We start from the raw sequence: 16,313 nt of genomic DNA, 5'->3' as shown, positions 1-16,313 counted from the left end.
CGGCGAAAATGGTTCCCGGCAGAGATGCAAGGGATGAGATGAGTTTAAGTTCCAAGGAAGCCATCTTGGCGGCAGCCAGACGGACCGCTCAGGCACATGGCTACAGCGGCCTGAATTTCCGCGAGCTGGCGAACGAAGTGGGCATCAAAGCCGCGAGCATCTACCATCATTTCCCGAGCAAGGCTGATCTCGGCGCAGCGGTAGCCAAGCGCTATCGGGAAGACTCAGCTTCTGTTCTGGAGGCACTGTCGGGAGAATCCCAGATCCCGTGCGTGCCCTGCGCCAGTATCCCGATACGTTTCGTGAGTCGCTCGAGAATGGTAACCGCATCTGCCTCTGCAGCTTCATGTCCGCCGAGTATGACGACCTGCCAGAGCAGGTGAAGAAGGAGGTGCTGGCATCTGCCGACGTCAATGTGGCGTGGCTGACCAGGGTCCTGTCCGCCACCACCGAAATGGACGCCAATCAGAGCAGGCTGCGTGCTCGCGCCATCTTCGCCGCCGTCTCCGGTGCTCAGCTTATGGCGCGGAGCCGCTCGGACATCTCAGTCTTTGACGCATTGATCGATAGCTATCGTGAAGTTGGTCTACTGCCGGCGTAACGGCTGCGATGAAAAGGCGACCCGTTGGGCGCCTCAACGATCCCCGGCACCAAGCGGAGACAACATCTGGAGAAGAATGTCGCCGCCGCCGCGATCAAGCTCGACGCCGCCGAAATGGCCGCGCTCGACGAGGCGCTCGCGCCAGGAAGAATCGCCGGCCCGCGTTATGGTGAGCGCGGCATGGCTATGGTGGATCGGTAGCGTTTTCGTATGTCCCGGACATCCGGCCCCGCCGGCGAGCCACGGGATCAAGCGGGAATGTAGGTCAACCTGATCACATCCCCGTCAATCCGATCATGAGCCATGAGGCGGAGCGGCGGCCGGGGTCCGGCGAAATATGGCTTGCCGCCACCAAGCACGACGGGGTGCAGATAGATCCGATACTCGTCGATCAGGCCAAGGTCCGTGAGGCTTCGCGCCAGGCCCGGGCCGGCAACTTCGATCTCCCCGTCGCGCTCGGCCTTGAGCGCGCGGATCGCGCTCTCCAGATCACCCTCGACAAGCCGGGCGTTAGGGCCGACCGATTTCAACGTGCGCGAGACGACCCATTTCGGCTGCTTGCGCCACGCCGCCGCGAAGGCGTGCTCATCCGCATTCCATTCGGGACGATCATCGTCCCAGTAACGCATGATCTCATAAATTTGCCGACCGTACACACTGCCCGCCTGCCGCTCCGCTTCCTCGATGAAGTGGCGAAACAGCCCAGGGCCTGGCGCGAATCCCGTATGGTCGACGTAACCGTCCAGCGACTGGTTCATTCCGAACACAAGCCTGGCCATGCTCACCCCCCTTTCCTTGCGCGCCGTATCCGAGCGAAATCCGATTGCGTTATGCAATCGGTTGTAAGCTATATCGCCTGAGCTTCGCAATTGGTTTTTGGCGTCCTTGAACGCCTCACGGGCTCAGGTCACCGTATTCGCCGTATCCTGAAGATAGGCCGCTCCACCCGGCGTTGATCGATTGAGAATGTCTGCTCTCAGGCAAAAGCGAGGTTTACCTCTGCGCCCGACATGAGGCGCGAAGCAGTCGTTCACGCCACGCCGTCTGTAGGCAGCTTCGGGCCAAACTCGGTCATTCGCAATGATCGGCTTTGCCCCTAGCCCGCCGCCGCCGCAACCTTCCTCGGCGCAGCCCTTTGCCGTCTTGCGCGCCGCTTGGCAACCAGCTTCAGCGCAACCGCCGGCTCGTTCGACAGCGCGCCCGTCACGGCATCCACCATGCCATGGGCGACGAAATCCGCGTTGATGTCATGGGCGAGCTTGGCCGCCGCTTCCTTGTCGTCGTTGCCGGTCTCCGACCAGAACACGATGCCCACCCGCAGTGCGGCCTTCGCCCGCTTCAGCCGGCGCACCAGGAAGCGGGCGTGTTTGACGGAATCGCGGTTGAGGAAGCCGACCACCACGGTGTCGATGGTTTCGAGATCGAGGCCGCGGATGCTTGACGGCTCCATGTCGGCAAAGCCGGCCTTCGACGCGGTCGCGCCCTGGACTTCCAGCACCTGCGCCAGCATCGCGGCTGCGGCATCGTCGAGTTCCCCTCGCCCGCCGGCGCAAAGCACCGACAGGCCGGTGCCGTCGGGCAGGTCGGCCGCGTCCTCGCCAGTGGCATCGTCGGACTCGCCCGCCTCCCCGGCCTCCCCTGCGACGTGCGGGGCATCCTCCTCACCCGCCTCCTCTTTCGCGTCGTCGTCGAGATTGGCCACCAGCGTCAGCGCGCTGGCCGCCACTTGCCGCCTTTGCAGGTCGCCCATGACGCCGCGCACGCGGTCGCGCTCGCCCAGCAGAAGCGCCGGAATGGCGACCTTGTCGTAGAAGTCGACCAGATATTTTTCCTCGAGCATCTCCTCGGCGTGGTCGGTGGCTTCCTCCGGATCGCCGGCCAGCAGCCGCTGGTAGAGCCGCGCATGCGGTTCCAGCACCGGCTCGTTGCCGAACAGCACGTCGAGGAATTCGAACTGCGGCACGTGCCTGCCCAGCACCACCAGGCAGACGGTGAGCGGCGTCGACAGCACCAGCCCGAGCGGTCCCCACAGCCATGTCCAGAAGATCGCCGCGACGATGATCGCCAGCGGCGACAGTCCGGTTCGCGACCCGTAGAGCCAGGGTTCGACGACATTGCCGGTGACCAGTTCCATCACCACGAACAGGGCGGCCGTCCACGCGACGAGTTCCCAGCCGGGGGCCACGGCCAGCGCCAGGAACAATGGCAGCAGCGCACCGATGACCGGGCCGATATAGGGAACGAAACGCAGCGCCAGCGCCAGCAGCCCCCACAGCAAGGCATTGGGAATGCCGAGGATCCACAGCCCGATCGCGATCGGTATGGCGTAGACGATGTTGACGACCAACTGCATGAGCAGATAGCGGCCGACCCTTCTTCCCGCATCGCGAAGCGCCTCGGTGGTGCGGTGAAGGTCGCCATAGCCGACAAGCCGGATGAAGCGGTCGCGCAGATCCTCGCGCTCGAGCAGCATGAAGATGACGACGACGATGATCAGCCCGGCCGACCCGAGCGGGCTGATCAGCGGGCCGACGATGTTCTGCAGGACTTGGAGCGGCCTCTCACGCGCAACGATCTCGACCGGCACCGGCTCGCGCGGCGGCTTGTCCGGCGTGGCGGCCGGCAGCGTGGCGTCCTGCTTGTCGATCTCCTGGCCGACACGCTCGACCACGCTGCTCAATCTGGCGATGATCCCGCCGCCGACGCCGGTCTCCTTGAGCGAGCGGATCTTGGCCAGGATGTTGGTCTGATAGACCGGGATATTCTGCGCCAGTTCGCTGACCTGCGTGGCGACGATGAAGCTGAACAGGGCAAGGGCCGCGAAGGCGCCGAGCACACTGGTGATGACGGCGGCGATCCGGGGAATGCCGACCCGCTTGAGCGCCGAGACCAGCGGCGCCAGCGCGAAGGTCAAAAGCAGCGCGATGGCGATCGGCAGGAACACCTCGCGCCCGAAATAGAGCGCGGCCACCGTCGTGACGGTGGTCGCCACATTGGGCAACGCGGTTCGCGGGTGGGGCGCGGCGGCCGCAAGAATGTCTTCCAGCCCATGCGCCGCAGACGCCGTCCCGTTTCGACGATTGGCCACTATTTTGATGTCTCCCCTGCCGATGGCCATGGTCTGATATATTGAGCCGGCGTGCAACCTTCGCCGGCGGCAAAGCGCTGGTATCCAACGGGCAACAAGCCGGATGGCTCCGCCACCCTTGACATTTTGTGCAGGTGCTCATAAATGAGTGATCACTCACTCAAGCCGGTTCCAACATGGCCCGCCCCCTCAGCGAAGAAAAGCGCGACGCAATCCTGGCATCCGCCACCACCCTTGTGGCGACGCTGGGCACCGGTGCGGCCACGGCAAAGATCGCCAGGGATGCCGGCCTCTCCGAAGGCACGCTCTTCAACTACTTCGCCAACAAGGATGAGCTGCTCAACCAGCTCTACCTCGAGATCAAGGCCGACCTCGGCAAGGCCTTGCTGACGTCGTACCCATCGCAAGCCAGCCTGCGCGAACGCAGCCGCCACGTCTGGAACAACTTCATCGACTGGGGAGCAGAACACCCCATGAAGCGCAAGGCCATGCGCCAGCTCAGTGTTTCCGAGCGGATCACGGAGCAGAGCAGGCAGCAGGGCAACGCGGCCTTCGGCGACATCAATGAGATGATCGAGGAAAGCCTTGTCGACGGTGGGCTGAAGGGCTGCTCGATGACCTTTGCCGGAGGCATTTTCGAAGCGCTCGCCGAGACAACGCTCGAATTCATCGCCCGCGATCCGGGGCGACGTGATCACTACAAGGACGCCGGCTTCGCGTTCTTCTGGAACGGCATCTCGAAGTAGCAGGCCACAATCTCGATCAGCACCGTAGCAGACCACCGAAAGACACCTTCAATTCAATCGCAAAAATGAGTGCCTACTCACTCTTTTATATGACAACTCCCTGAAAGGATAAGACAATGTCGAAAGTCTGGCTGATTACCGGCAGCGCCCGCGGACTCGGGCGCGATATTACCGAGGCGGCCCTTGCCGCCGGCGACAGCGTCGTGGCGACGGCCCGCGATACCGGCCGCCTCGCCGATCTCGAAAGCCGCTACCCCGGGCAGTTGCGCGGCTTTGCGCTCGATGTCACCGACGCCAATGCCGCGCGGGCCGCGGTCGACTTTGCCCTGGAGACGTTCGGCCGCCTCGACGTTCTCGTCAACAATGCCGGCTTCGGCCATATCAGCCCCTTCGAGCAGACCGAGGAGGCCGATTTCCGGGCTCAGATCGACACCAATCTCTACGGCGTCGTCAACCTCACCCGGGCAGCAATCCCGGCCATGCGCGCCCGGCGTTCGGGCCACATCATCAACATCTCCTCGGTCGGCGGCCGTGTCGGCACGGCGGGGCTGAGCGCCTACCAGGCGGCGAAGTGGGCGGTGGGCGGCTTCACCGAAGTCCTGGCGCTGGAACTCGCCCCGTTCGGCGTCAAGATCATCTCGGTCGAACCGGGCGGCATGCGCACCGACTGGGGCACCACCGCCATGGCCAACGCGCCGGCGCTGCTGCCCGATTATGAGCCGAGCGTCGGCGCCGTGCTGAGCATGATCAAGGCCTATGCCGGCAATGCCATCGGCGACCCGAAAAAGGTGGCCGGCGTCGTCGTCGATCTCACCACGCATGACGCCCTGCCCGTTCACCTGATCCTCGGCAGCGACGCCTTGCACGTGTTTGGCCAGGCGGAAGCGGCACGCCAGCAGGCGGCGAAGGACTGGGCACCGGTCAGCACCGCCATCGATATCGAGGGCGTCGACCTGTCGTTCCTGTCGCGGGAGGGCCAGTCATGAGCGCCTAGACCACGCACGACATCCCGGCCCAGCAGGGACGCAAGGTGGTGATCACTGGCGCTACAGGCGGCCTCGGTTACGAGACCGCGCTGGCGCTGGCAAAGGCCGGCGCGGACGTGCTGATGACCGGACGCAACGAAGCCAAAGGTCGGGATGCGCTGGCCCGCGTCCAGGCCGCCATCCCCGGTGCCACCGTGCGCTATGCCCATCTCGACCTTGCCGACCTCGCCTCGGTCGAAGCCTTCAGCAACCAGCTCGCCGGCGAATGGGAGACCATCGACCTCTTGGTCAACAATGCCGGCGTGATGACCCCGCCGACCCGCCACGAAACCGCCGACGGCTTCGAATTGCAGTTCGGCACCAACTATCTCGGCCATTTCGCCCTGACGGCGCGCCTGCTGCCGCTGCTGCGCAAGGGGCAGAAGCCGCGCGTCGTTAATCTCAGCAGCGGCGCCCACCGCATCCAGGCGGCAATCCATTTCGACGATTTGCAATGGCGACAGCGCTATCGGCCCTGGGCCGCCTACGCGCAGTCCAAGCTCGCCATGATCCTGTTCGCTTTCGAATTGCAGCGCCGCAGCGATGCCAATGGCTGGGGCTTGCTCAGCAACGCCGCACATCCCGGCTATGCCCTCACCGACCTGCAAACCAGCGGCCCGCGCATGGGCCGCGACGGCCGGTCGTCACCGTTCGACTGGCTTGGCGTGCTGCTGGCGCCGGTTCTCTCCCAATCGGCCGCCGAAGGCGCGCTGCCGACGCTGTTCGCCGCAACGGCGCCGGATGCCAAGCCGGCCGGCTACTGTGGCCCGCAAGGCCTGTTCGAAATGAAAGGCGCGGTCGGCGAGGCCAGGATCGGCAAGCACGCGCGCGACACGGCCGTCGCCGCACGGCTGTGGGACGTGTCGCGGGATTTGACGGGTGTCGGGTGGCCGGATGCGACGGCCTAATGCAGGCTCAGGTTATCCGCGCGCCATGCCTGGCCAGCGCATGCTCGATCAGTACGTCGATGACCTGGCCATAACCAATGCCGATCGCCGCCAGCGCCTTGGCGTACATGGAAATGTCGGTGAAGCCGGGCAGTGTGTTGACCTCGTTGACCAGCAGCGAACCGTCGGCGCGCAGGAAGAAGTCGACGCGCGCCATGGCCTCGCAGCCGAGCGCCCGGAAAGCCTGCGTTGCCATCTCGTTTGTCCTGGCAACGACTTCAGCCGGGACATCGGCGGGCGCCTTCACCACCGCGCCGTCGGCGTCGAATACTTCGCTTCGTAGGTGTAGAAGCCATGCTTGTCGGCCGGGATGATTTCGCCGGGCGGCGACACGGTGATCGAGCCATCGGCCTTCTCCAGCACCGAGCACTCGATCTCGCGGCCGGCGACGAATTCCTCCACCAACAGCTTGCTGTCGTGCTGGAACGCCGCCTCGACGGCCGCCGTGAAGCCGGCGCTGTCGGTCGCCTTGCTGACGCCGAAGGACGAGCCCTGGCGCGCCGGCTTGACGAAGACCGGCAGGCCGAGCCGAGCCGCGATATCCTCGAAGGCCACGGGCTCGCCGCGCCGCAAGGTGACGGAGCGGGCAACGGCCAGCCCGGCCTCGCGCAGCAATCGCTTGGCGGCATCCTTGTCCATGGCGGCGGCGGAAGCCAGGATGCCGCAGCCGACATAGGCGACGTCAGCAACCTCGGCATAGCCCTGCACCGAACCGTCCTCGCCGAACGGCCCATGCAGCACGGGGAAGACGACGTCGACAGGGTCAAGCTGTTCACCACCCTTGGTGACAGCCACCAGCCGGCCCTTGCCGCCGGGCAGCAGGGCAACCTCCACGCCATCCTGCGACACTGCAGCCCCTGCCCCGTCGCCACCGGCCACGGACGACGGCTGCAGCAGCCATCTGCCATCCCTGGAAATGGCGATCGGCACCACCGCGTAGCGAGTCCGGTCGATCGCCTTCAGCACATTGGCCGCCGACAGACGCGACACGTCATGCTCGGCCGAGCGCCCGCCATAGAGGATGGCAACCCTGATCTTGTCCTTCATCGAAAATCCCTCGAAATCAAATGGTGACGGCAATGCCGCGATTGGCAAAGAAACGGTCGAAATCAGCTGGCGCCAACACTGCGTTTTCCTGTGTGGCGCCGGTATGGCCGGACGGGTTGTGAAAGCGAAAACCCTGATCCGATACCGCCGTCACCAGCACCAGGTGGCCCCCCTTCGACGGCGGCTCGCGCTCGGGCCAGCGGATCGAACTGCTGACCGAAGCGATGAAGAACCGCGATCGGCCAAGAATCGCCGGAATGTCGGCCGTTGCGACATTGGTCATCACCTGCGCCTCCAAGCCGAATTCCGCCGTCACGAAGGTGACGAAGGGCGCGTAGATCAGCCCCTTGATCGAGCCTTCACTGACGACATAGCCGCCATATCCAGTGCAGCGTCTCGCCAGTTCGATCGTCGGCACGATCTCGCCGCGCGTCGCCAGGATCATTTTCAGGCACGCCATGCCGCAGATGTTGGCGGCCCAGACAGCGTATTCGTCGAGCGTGTCAGCGCCTGAACCCTGCCACAACGGATCGCGCCGCAGCGCGGCCTCGGCGCCGTCGGCGAGCACGGCCAGCGTCATGTCAGGCGTTTCCCACTGGCTGAAAAACGGCACGGTTTCAGGCAACGGGTTCATGGATTTCTCGGGCTGCTCCGCATCGATCTCGTATACGAGAATACGAGATCGATGAAAAGCTGGTTAGGCCTGTTTTCAAAATTCGCTTCCAGCACACTTCCGCAATGGGCGCAGACATCAACCATTTCGTCATCCTATGGCGGAGCAAGGAGCGCAGCGACGCAGCGCAGACCCCTGGAGCTGCTCCGCAGCCCAAGGGATCCATGCCGGGACTCCGGAGCGTTGCTTCGGTCCAGGATTCTGCTCCGTTGCACCCGTCAGCAAGGTCGCGGCATGGATCCTCGGGTCTTCGCGACGCCGCTACGCGGCTGCTCCGCCCGTGGATGACGACATTGGGAGGCTTCGGCCAAACCCGAACGATGCTCCACGAGGCGAGCCGCGAAACAGGCCGCCAACCAATCCGATCCCCAGTGCAACGCCACTGGTGCGCCGCACGCCGCGCCGCCGCTTACTCAGCCTTCGTCCAGCCGAAAACCAGCCAGGCGTATTTCGATTTTTCGTCGGGCTCAGTGGTGTAGGTCATCTGGATATCGCCATCCTTGGCATAGATATCGAGCCTGGGCGCGGTATCCAGCTTGAGCCACAGCGAACTCTTGCTGAAGGACCAGCTTCCGCACCAGACGCAAGCCCCCGAAGTCGGGTCGCCGGGCTGATGGAAATTGTAGCGGCCGTCCGCCGTGATCTCGAGATAGTCGAACGCGCCGTAGAAGGCCGTCACCGTCTGCTGGAACTCGGCGGCGGCCGCCTCCTGTTCCTGCGTCGGCGCATCGGTCATGTCGCGTGGCGGCCGGATGGCTCCGCCGCTGAGCTTCCATTTGCCGACAAAGTCCTTCTCGGTCGGAAGATATTCCTCCTGAGCCTGCGCAGACGAAATATAAGCAACAGATGATATGATAGGCAGACCCGTGGCCCCAGCCGCAAGTAGAAGCGCGGCGGCACAGATCGCCCTGGTTGGGTTTTGCATAAAAAACAGTCCTCGACGGTAAGGCAATGGATCTCAGTTCGGGAGTTCTATTGAGCAATTTTTGGCGCGCGGTGCCTCGATGCCGATTCCCGCCGCCATTTGCACGGGTAGCATCGGCGCCACCAATCTGGCAACGCAAAGCCCCCCGCAAGTGCGGCCACCACCTTGCAAACGAAAACCCGCCGGGAGGGGGGATCCGGCGGGCTTTTGGAAAGCTGACATTCAGCTTTCAGATGTCTGACGGGGGATCAGACGTGGTGACAACTTTTATTGACGGCAGAGGTTCCACCCGAAACAAAAGAATGCCAGCGGCTCGTTCAAATGCCCGGAATTCAAACGGTGGCAGCGATTTCTTTTCGCGGGACCACGTCCCACTGGAACCTTCCACTCCCGAAGCGAGTTTTGTGGCGCGGTCGGGAGGACTTGAATTGGACAGTTTTCAGAGGCTGGAAGCACTGCTCGATAGCGCCGGCGGCGATGGCATCGACGAAGCGAACGCCTTGCTGCGCCGGTTCAAGGGCAAATCCCAGGAGGTTGCCGCAGCCATCGACGAGTTCATGCTCGACTTCAAGACCTTGGTCTTCGTTGTCGAGACCGGTGAAGAGGAGTTCGAGAAGCCGATCCGCCGGCTGGCGCGCACCCGGCTTTCCAGGCTCCGGCAACTGGTGAACGTGGCGGCATAGGAACCTTCAGCAGCTCCATCACGCCGACCGATACGCCCAGCGAGAGGACAGCCACGGCGTGTTTCGCCCCGCATGGCGGACGTTGACCATGGCCGTGAACCCCGCCTTTCAGTACCTTACCGAATTGTATGGGCCGCCCGATTGTCAAACCGTCGGATCGGGATGAAGCTTGGCGGAGCCTGTCAGCCGCAAGATACGCTGCCATGAAGGATCGACACATGCGCATCGAAGTCAGGCGCAAGCACTTGCGCATCGACCGCCGACAAGTCCTGCTCGGCATCGCCGGCACGCTGCTGGCCAGGCCCGCCATGGCCAAAGTGCCGACAGCCTATGATCCCAATGCCATGCCGGCGATGGACAGCCGCGCCGGCTTCATCGACTGGATGAAGAAGAACCGGGGCGAGGATGCCGGCTTCCTCGGCCAGCGCTGGGACCGCTTCCAGGCCCTGCTCGCCCACAAGGATGTCTGGGACCAGCGCGACAAGCGCGCCTATCTGATGACGCCGCGCGAGGAGTTCGTCACCAAGGCCAATCTGAGCCGCGCCTATGAATGGCACTATCTCGATATCGGCTACGGCGTGACGATCACCGGTCCGCACAGCGTCGCGCGTATGACCAACTCGCTGGAGATAAAACCCGGCGACAAGGTGCTCGAGATCGGCACCGGATCGGGCTACCAGTCGGCCTATCTGTCGAACCTCACCGACAAGGTGTTCTCGATCGAGATCATCAAGCCGCTGGCGGCAAGGACGCGCGCGCTCTACGACGCGCTGATCGCCAGGGGCTATTCCGAATACAAGGCGATCCACACCCGCAACGCCGACGGCTATTATGGCTGGCAGGAGGAAGCGCCGTTCGACAAGATCATCGTCACCTGCGGCATCGACCACATCCCGCCGCCGCTGCTGCAGCAGCTGAAGCCGAACGGCATGATGGTCATCCCGGTCGGCCCGCCCGGCGCCCAGCATGTGCTGAAGGTCACCAAGCACCAGGAAGCGGACGGGACGTTCCAGGTCACGCGCGCCGACATCTACAATGGCGGCACGCTGTCCTTCGTGCCCTTCACCAAGCTCGAAGGCGACGCCATCAAGGGCACGCATAGCGGCCCTTGAACCCTGGGACGGCGAGACTTATCCCTTCAACAGGGCAGCCAGCCGTGGAATGCCCTCGGTCACCGCGCGGCGGTCGGCGAGGGTGAAGGACAGCCGCAGCGTGTTGCGCCCGGTGCCGTCGGCATAAAAGGCATTGCCGGGCACGAAGGCGACGCGCGCCTCTTTCACCGAGCGCGCCAAGAGCGCGGTGGCGTCAGATCCTTCCGGCAGCGTCGCCCAGACGAACATGCCGCCTTCCGGACGGCTCCAGCTCACGCCCTCCGGCATGTTGGCTTCGAGCGCGCCGAGCAGGCCATCGCGGCGCTCGCGATAGGCGCCGATGAGTTTTTCGACCTGGCCGTCGAACACGGCTTCGGCGACGCGGTGCATGACCAGTTGGTTGATCGACGGGCTGTGCAGATCGGACGCCTGCTTCATCAGCACCAGTTTTTCCACCACATGGCGCGGCGCGCAGACCCAGCCGACGCGCATGCCCGGCGACAGGATCTTCGAGAACGAGCCGCAATAGAGCGTGCGCGCCTTGTCGATACCGCCGGACCTCGCGCAGTCGAGCGCCAGGATCGGCGGCACGCCTTCGCCGTCATAGCGCAGCGCCCGATAGGCGGCGTCCTCGATGACGGCGATGTCGAGTTCGCCGGCAAGGTCGAGCACCGCTTCGCGCTGATTTTTGTCCAGCGTGTTGCCGGTCGGGTTGGCGAAGTCCGGCACCAGATAGGCGAACTTGACCTTGCCGCCATTTGCGGCTGCCGCAGCGCGATAGGCATCCGGCGTCATGTTGCCGCCCTCAGGCCGCAGCCGGTCATAGCGCGGCTCATAGGCGTTGAACGCCTGCAGCGCGCCAAGATAGGTCGGCCATGTCACCAGCGCGGTGTCATTGGGCGACAGGAACAGCTTGCCGAGATAATCCAGCGCCTGCTGCGAACCGGAGGTGATGAAGATGTTGGCCTCGTCGCAGGCAACGCCGAGCTTGCCCATCTGCCCGGCGAGCCAGCGCCGCAGCGGCAGATAGCCTTCCGAGACCTGATACTGCAGCGCAGCCCCCGCCTCCGCACCGCCCAGCACCTCGGCATAGGCATCGCGGATGGCATTGGCCGGAAACAGCGCCGGATCGGGAATGCCGCCGGCGAACGAGATGATGTCCGGCTGGTCGAGCAGCTTCAGCAGCTCGCGGATTTCGGAGGCTTTCATGCGCGACGAGCGCGAAGCCAAGAGGTTCATAAGGGTCAAGTCACGCCTCCCCAGACGATTTTCATATAGGTCAATGTAGCTGACCTATATCCGCTTTGTCAGGCGATTTGAATAGTGCCTGAAAGCCTTCCGCTATACGCCAGTCGCCGCAGGGGCGGAACGCTACAGTGCTTTCTTGTAACCAATATGGCTGCCGGTGAAGCCGAGGCCTTCATAGAAGCGATGCGCGTCCGCCCGCCCCTTGTCAGTGGTCAGCTGGACGAGACTGCAGCCACGCGCCCGGCATTCTCCGATCGCCCATTCGAACATCAGCCGGCCGATGCCGCCCGAACGCCGATGGCCGGCGACCCGCACCGCCTCGATCTGCCCGCGCCAGGCGCCCTTGCGCGACAGCCCGGCAAGGAAGGTGATCTGCAACGTGCCGATCACCTCCGCGCCATCCACGGCCACCGCCAGCAACTGGTTGGGATCGGCATCGATGGCGTTGAAGGCATCGATATAGCCTTTCGCCAGCGGCAAGGAGGCATCTTCACGGGCGGCACCAGCGGATCGTCGGCCAGCATGGCGACGATGGAAGGCAGGTCGGCGGCTTGCGCCTTGCGGAAGGTGATCATGATGGCGGGATAGCGCGAGGCGGTGGGTGGCGGCAAGCGGGCTTTCCCTTCCCCCCCTTGTGGGAGAAGGTGGATCGGCGCGCAGCGCCGAGACGGTTGAGGGGTGTTCCAGCGGAGTGAGGCGTTGGCGTTCCCTGGAACACCCCTTGTATCTGCACGGAGGAGACTTTGTGCGATGGAAGCGACTGAGCCTCGAACCGGACGGCCATCCGATTCGAGGCTTGGCGAAGTCGCCCGACACCCCTGCGGCTACAACCGTGGATGAGCCTGGGATCTTCGCCTTCGTCACGCACGACCGAATAGTCGCTTGGCTCCAATCGCACGCACAAGGCAGGTTACCGTGAACACGATCCTCTGTGGAATAGATATTTCGAAAGACTGGCTTGATGCCCATATCGAGCCGATGGGAGCGGCAAACCGCTTCGCCAACGATGCGGCAGGCATCGCCGATCTGGCCGCCTGGTGTCAGAACCATGATGTCAAACTCGTCGTCATGGAGGCCAGTGGCGGCTACGAACGGTTGGCCTTCCTGCTCTTGTGGGAGATGGGCCAACCCTGCGGCATGGCCAATGCGAGGAGCGTTCGCTACTTTGCCGAGGCGATGGGTTTCCTGGAGAAGACCGACAGGATCGATGCCGCCGTGATTGCCCGTTATGGTGCCGTCAAGCGGCTCAAGCCGACGACGCCGCCAAGCGCGGCCCAGCAGCGGCTCAAGGCGCTGGTTGCGCGGCTTTCCCAGGTGGGAGGTGACCTCACCATTCAAAAGCAGCGCAAGAGCACTGCCGACGCCGAAACCATCGCAAGCCTTGATGAGGTGATCGCGCTGCTTGCGCGCCAGAGCCGCAGGCTCGAGGGTGAGATCGCCACGCTCATCGATGACGATCCGCTGTGGGCATGCCTCGACCGGGCCTTCCGCTCGCTCAAGGGTGTTGCCTCTCGCACCGTGGCGCGGCTGATGGCGCAGTTGCCGGAGATCGGCATCCTCTCCAACAAGGCCATCGCCAAGTTGGCCGGCCTGGCGCCGATCGCCAATGACAGCGGCAAGCGCAGCGGTCGAAGACCAGTGCGCGGCGGTCGGGCAGGGCCGCGCGGCGTCCTCTTCCTCGTTGCCAGCATCGTTGCCAAATATGATCCGCATCTGGCAGCTTTCAAGCAACGGTTGCAGGCTGCCGGAAAGGAGAAAATGGTCATCCGCATTGCGCTCGCCCGCAAGCTGCTCGTCATTCTCAATGCAAAAGCACGCGACGCGCGTAACGAATTCGCAAATGCAACTTGACACCCCAGATAGTCGCTCATCCGACCTCGCTTCGCGAGGCCACCTTCTCCCGCAAGGGGAGAAGGAAGAAGTGCTAACTACCCTCGCCCTCATACGCCCTTTGCGCCTCCATCAGCGCCCGATCCAGCCTCTCGCCCTCGGCATATCCAGCCAGATTCCCTGGCCGCTCGATACCAGGCAGCAGCCTTGGACACGGCTCGGCCGCGCCAATCACCATGCGTACCGGGATGACGCCGGCCCACACCGGATGACCATAATCCTCCTCGTCGTCGCCGACGCCCTTGGCGCGCACCTTGGCCGATGCTTCTTCGATGCGCATGCCGATCACCATGGTCGCCTTGGCTTCCTGCGCCGAGATCGGCCGCAAGGTCTCGCTGCGGCCGGGGTAGAAGCGCTCGACGACGCCGGCCAGCGCCTTCATCTTCTCTTCCGGCTCGTCGACGATCCGCGCGGTGCCAAAGCACATCGCCGAGCGGTAGTTGGCGGAATGGTTGAAGCCCGAGCGCGCCAAAACCAGCCCATCGAGATGCGACACGGTGAGACAGGCCGGCGTGCCGCCGCGCAGCTGGCGCAGCATGCGGCTGGCCGATGAGCCGTGCCAGTAGAGCATGTCGCCCTCGCGCCAATGGATGGTCGGCGTGCAATAGGGCTGGCCGTCGAACGTATAGGCGACATGGCAGAGCAGGCCGGCATCCAGCACCGCGAACACCGATGCGTGGTCATAGCTGCCACGATCATGCCGGCGCTTCACCCGGTTGCGCTTGCTGGTCGGAAAAGCGGCTGATGTGTCGTTCACGGCTTGCATCCTTGTCTCTGGTCTGCCAACCATGCGCTGTAATATTGGTCGATAAAAGGACCAATCCAGTGGATAAAAATCAGACCAATATGCCGGATTGGTCGGCGCTGATCCCGGTGCTGCCAGGCGACGGCCCACGCAGCCGCGAGCTTTATGCGGCGCTCAGACGACTGATCGAGACCGGCGCACTGGCCGCCGGCGCCAAATTGCCGACCACCCGCGACCTTGCCCGGCGTTTCGGCCTGTCGCGCTCGGCGGCGGTCGCCTGTTTCGAAATGCTGATCTCGGAAGGCTTTGCAACAGCCAAGGTCGGTGCCGGAACCTTCGTCGCGCCAGATGTGCCGCATTTGCCGGTGGCGCTGATCAAGCCGCGCCCGCCGGAGATCGATGCCGCCACGTCGCTGCCTTGCGGCCTTGGCGTGGCGGTGTCCGACCCGCGCACGCTTGATTTGTTCCGCATCCTGCTGTCGCGCCACCTCGCCCGCCCCGGCCCCGAGCATTTCCGCTATGGCGATCCGCGCGGCGGCCTGCCGCTGCGCACCGCGATTGCCACATACCTGCGAACCGCGCGCGGCGTGCGCTGCGATGCCGGCCAGATCGTGCTGACCTCGGGGACACAGCAAGGGCTCGACCTCCTGGTGCGAACGGCGCTTCGCCCCGGTGACGCTGTCTGGATCGAAAACCCTTGCTATCCCATGGCGTATGCAGCGCTGGCCGGTGGTGGCGCCAAGGTGGTTGGCGTGCCAGTCGACGCCGAAGGGCTCGATCCCGAGATCGGCGAAAGCCTCTGCCCGAACGCACGCGCGGCCTATGTCACGCCCTCGCATCAATATCCGCTCGGCGTGACGATGACGATGCGCCGCCGCCTTGCCTTGCTCGACTGGGCGCGGCGCAACGATGCCTGGATCATCGAGGACGATTACGACAGCGAGTTCCGCTATGCCGGCCCGCCGCTGACCTCGCTGCAAGGCATGGATGGCGCGAACCGCGTCGCCTATCTCGGCACGTTCTCGAAGGTGCTCTTCCCCGGCCTGCGCATCGGCTATGTCGTGGTGCCGGAGCCACTGCTTGATGCCGTCATGGCGGTCCGCGCACGCTCCGACCGCTACCCCTCGACATTGGCCGAAGGCGCACTGACCGATCTGCTCAACGAAGGCCATTTCGCCGCCCATCTCAGACGCGTGCGCCGCCGTGTGCAAGCCGCGCGCGATGTGCTGGTCGCGGGGCTCGAGGCGCATTGCGGCGATGCGCTTGATGTGACGGTGCCCGAACAGGGGCTGCATCTGATGGCGATGCTGAAGGGTGCGGGACCGGACACGGCGATTGTCGAAGCGGCAAAAGCGGTGGGCGTCGGCGCCCGAGCGCTGTCAGCGATGTTCGTCGACCGGGCGCCGAGGCACGGGCTGGTGTTGGGTTTTTCCGGGTTTTCGGATGAGGAGTTGAGGGCGGCGACGGTGCGGTTGGGCGGGGTGATGCAACAGCATCCCCTCCCTTCGTCATCCTAGGGCGAAGCAGCCGCGCAGCGGCGTCGCGGAGACCCTAGGTGTTTGATCCCTGGCTTTAATGGTGTGATATTTTCTTCCGAATGGAAG

The 16,313-nt window shown here is 64.2% G+C and carries 14 protein-coding genes and 3 pseudogenes; 9 read left to right on the top strand and 8 right to left on the bottom strand.

Going from position 1 to position 16,313, the window contains the following annotated elements; translation table 11 throughout:
- Positions 1-38: 38 nt before the first annotated feature.
- Both AC0V7N_RS18415 and AC0V7N_RS18410 read left to right on the top strand, forming a co-directional pair.
- Positions 39-601, top strand: a pseudogene (locus tag AC0V7N_RS18415) (TetR/AcrR family transcriptional regulator).
- A 24-nt stretch (positions 602-625) separates the two neighbouring features.
- Complete coding sequence (locus AC0V7N_RS18410) at positions 626-802, top strand: hypothetical protein (protein ID WP_475460108.1); 177 nt, start codon at positions 626-628, stop codon at positions 800-802.
- 47 nt (positions 803-849) lie between these two features.
- Here the strand turns inward: AC0V7N_RS18410 and AC0V7N_RS18405 are convergent, their stop codons facing one another.
- Together AC0V7N_RS18405 and AC0V7N_RS18400 are read right to left on the bottom strand one after the other, a co-directional pair.
- A complete protein-coding gene (locus tag AC0V7N_RS18405) occupies positions 850-1,380 on the bottom strand; it encodes a dihydrofolate reductase family protein (protein WP_475460106.1) in 531 nt (176 codons plus the stop codon).
- 317 nt (positions 1,381-1,697) lie between these two features.
- Positions 1,698-3,692: an AI-2E family transporter gene (locus tag AC0V7N_RS18400; RefSeq protein ID WP_475460384.1), complete on the bottom strand. Its 1,995-nt coding sequence runs from the start codon at positions 3,690-3,692 to the stop codon at positions 1,698-1,700.
- A 173-nt stretch (positions 3,693-3,865) separates the two neighbouring features.
- Here AC0V7N_RS18400 and AC0V7N_RS18395 point away from each other — a divergent pair, with 173 nt between their 5' ends.
- The 3 genes from AC0V7N_RS18395 to AC0V7N_RS18385 all read left to right on the top strand — a co-directional run bounded on the left by AC0V7N_RS18395 (position 3,866) and on the right by AC0V7N_RS18385 (position 6,368).
- On the top strand, positions 3,866-4,435 hold the full coding sequence (locus tag AC0V7N_RS18395) for a TetR/AcrR family transcriptional regulator (RefSeq protein ID WP_475460103.1): 570 nt from the start codon (positions 3,866-3,868) through the stop codon (positions 4,433-4,435).
- A 116-nt stretch (positions 4,436-4,551) separates the two neighbouring features.
- Positions 4,552-5,421, top strand: coding sequence for an SDR family NAD(P)-dependent oxidoreductase (locus AC0V7N_RS18390; protein ID WP_475460101.1), 870 nt, complete (start codon positions 4,552-4,554; stop codon positions 5,419-5,421).
- A 44-nt stretch (positions 5,422-5,465) separates the two neighbouring features.
- Positions 5,466-6,368, top strand: a complete 903-nt coding sequence (locus AC0V7N_RS18385) for an SDR family oxidoreductase (protein ID WP_475460098.1) — start codon at positions 5,466-5,468, stop codon at positions 6,366-6,368.
- Positions 6,369-6,375: 7 nt separating this feature from the next.
- Here the strand turns inward: AC0V7N_RS18385 and AC0V7N_RS18380 are convergent.
- The 3 genes and pseudogenes from AC0V7N_RS18380 to AC0V7N_RS18370 all read right to left on the bottom strand — a co-directional run bounded on the left by AC0V7N_RS18380 (position 6,376) and on the right by AC0V7N_RS18370 (position 9,052).
- Positions 6,376-7,454: pseudogene (locus tag AC0V7N_RS18380) on the bottom strand (D-alanine--D-alanine ligase family protein).
- A gap of 16 nt (positions 7,455-7,470) precedes the next feature.
- The gene (locus tag AC0V7N_RS18375; RefSeq protein ID WP_496627178.1) at positions 7,471-8,088 is read right to left on the bottom strand and encodes a C39 family peptidase; all 618 of its coding nucleotides are present in this window, start codon (positions 8,086-8,088) and stop codon (positions 7,471-7,473) included.
- A gap of 448 nt (positions 8,089-8,536) precedes the next feature.
- A complete protein-coding gene (locus AC0V7N_RS18370; protein WP_475460090.1) occupies positions 8,537-9,052 on the bottom strand; it encodes a hypothetical protein in 516 nt (171 codons plus the stop codon).
- 428 nt (positions 9,053-9,480) lie between these two features.
- Here AC0V7N_RS18370 and AC0V7N_RS18365 point away from each other — a divergent pair, with 428 nt between their 5' ends.
- Together AC0V7N_RS18365 and AC0V7N_RS18360 are read left to right on the top strand one after the other, a co-directional pair.
- Positions 9,481-9,735, top strand: coding sequence for a hypothetical protein (locus AC0V7N_RS18365; protein ID WP_475460087.1), 255 nt, complete (start codon positions 9,481-9,483; stop codon positions 9,733-9,735).
- A 203-nt stretch (positions 9,736-9,938) separates the two neighbouring features.
- Positions 9,939-10,847, top strand: coding sequence for an rRNA adenine N-6-methyltransferase family protein (locus tag AC0V7N_RS18360; protein WP_496627177.1), 909 nt, complete (start codon positions 9,939-9,941; stop codon positions 10,845-10,847).
- 18 nt (positions 10,848-10,865) lie between these two features.
- Here AC0V7N_RS18360 and AC0V7N_RS18355 read toward each other — a convergent pair whose 3' ends face one another.
- Together AC0V7N_RS18355 and AC0V7N_RS18350 are read right to left on the bottom strand one after the other, a co-directional pair.
- Positions 10,866-12,065 (bottom strand): aminotransferase-like domain-containing protein, encoded by a 1,200-nt coding sequence (locus AC0V7N_RS18355; RefSeq protein ID WP_475460382.1) that lies wholly within the window; start codon positions 12,063-12,065, stop codon positions 10,866-10,868.
- A 132-nt stretch (positions 12,066-12,197) separates the two neighbouring features.
- Positions 12,198-12,649: pseudogene (locus tag AC0V7N_RS18350) on the bottom strand (GNAT family N-acetyltransferase).
- Between the two features lie 340 nt (positions 12,650-12,989).
- Between AC0V7N_RS18350 and AC0V7N_RS18345 the strand changes: the two are divergent.
- The gene (locus AC0V7N_RS18345; RefSeq protein ID WP_475460083.1) at positions 12,990-13,925 is read left to right on the top strand and encodes an IS110 family RNA-guided transposase; all 936 of its coding nucleotides are present in this window, start codon (positions 12,990-12,992) and stop codon (positions 13,923-13,925) included.
- 73 nt (positions 13,926-13,998) lie between these two features.
- Here AC0V7N_RS18345 and AC0V7N_RS18340 read toward each other — a convergent pair whose 3' ends face one another.
- The gene (locus tag AC0V7N_RS18340; RefSeq protein ID WP_475460081.1) at positions 13,999-14,754 is read right to left on the bottom strand and encodes a pyridoxamine 5'-phosphate oxidase family protein; all 756 of its coding nucleotides are present in this window, start codon (positions 14,752-14,754) and stop codon (positions 13,999-14,001) included.
- Between the two features lie 56 nt (positions 14,755-14,810).
- Here AC0V7N_RS18340 and pdxR point away from each other — a divergent pair, with 56 nt between their 5' ends.
- Positions 14,811-16,226, top strand: coding sequence for a MocR-like pyridoxine biosynthesis transcription factor PdxR (pdxR, locus tag AC0V7N_RS18335; RefSeq protein WP_475460380.1), 1,416 nt, complete (start codon positions 14,811-14,813; stop codon positions 16,224-16,226).
- The last annotated feature ends 87 nt before the right edge of the window (positions 16,227-16,313 follow it).

The organism is Mesorhizobium kamtschaticum, from assembly GCF_056174585.1.
The sequence above is the reverse complement of the archived record's forward strand: the minus strand, read 5'-3'. Positions and strand labels throughout refer to the sequence as shown.

Bases quoted from the DNA above. Each gene is read 5' to 3' on its own strand.
- AC0V7N_RS18405 (WP_475460106.1), bottom strand. From the start codon at position 1,380: ATGGCCAGGCTTGTGTTCGGAATGAACCAGTCGCTGGACGGTTACGTC.
- AC0V7N_RS18395 (WP_475460103.1), top strand. From the start codon at position 3,866: ATGGCCCGCCCCCTCAGCGAAGAAAAGCGCGACGCAATCCTGGCATCC.
- AC0V7N_RS18390 (WP_475460101.1), top strand. From the start codon at position 4,552: ATGTCGAAAGTCTGGCTGATTACCGGCAGCGCCCGCGGACTCGGGCGC.
- AC0V7N_RS18375 (WP_496627178.1), bottom strand. From the start codon at position 8,088: ATGAACCCGTTGCCTGAAACCGTGCCGTTTTTCAGCCAGTGGGAAACG.
- AC0V7N_RS18370 (WP_475460090.1), bottom strand. From the start codon at position 9,052: ATGCAAAACCCAACCAGGGCGATCTGTGCCGCCGCGCTTCTACTTGCG.
- AC0V7N_RS18360 (WP_496627177.1), top strand. From the start codon at position 9,939: ATGAAGGATCGACACATGCGCATCGAAGTCAGGCGCAAGCACTTGCGC.
- AC0V7N_RS18355 (WP_475460382.1), bottom strand. From the start codon at position 12,065: ATGAACCTCTTGGCTTCGCGCTCGTCGCGCATGAAAGCCTCCGAAATC.
- AC0V7N_RS18340 (WP_475460081.1), bottom strand. From the start codon at position 14,754: ATGGTTGGCAGACCAGAGACAAGGATGCAAGCCGTGAACGACACATCA.
- pdxR (WP_475460380.1), top strand. From the start codon at position 14,811: ATGCCGGATTGGTCGGCGCTGATCCCGGTGCTGCCAGGCGACGGCCCA.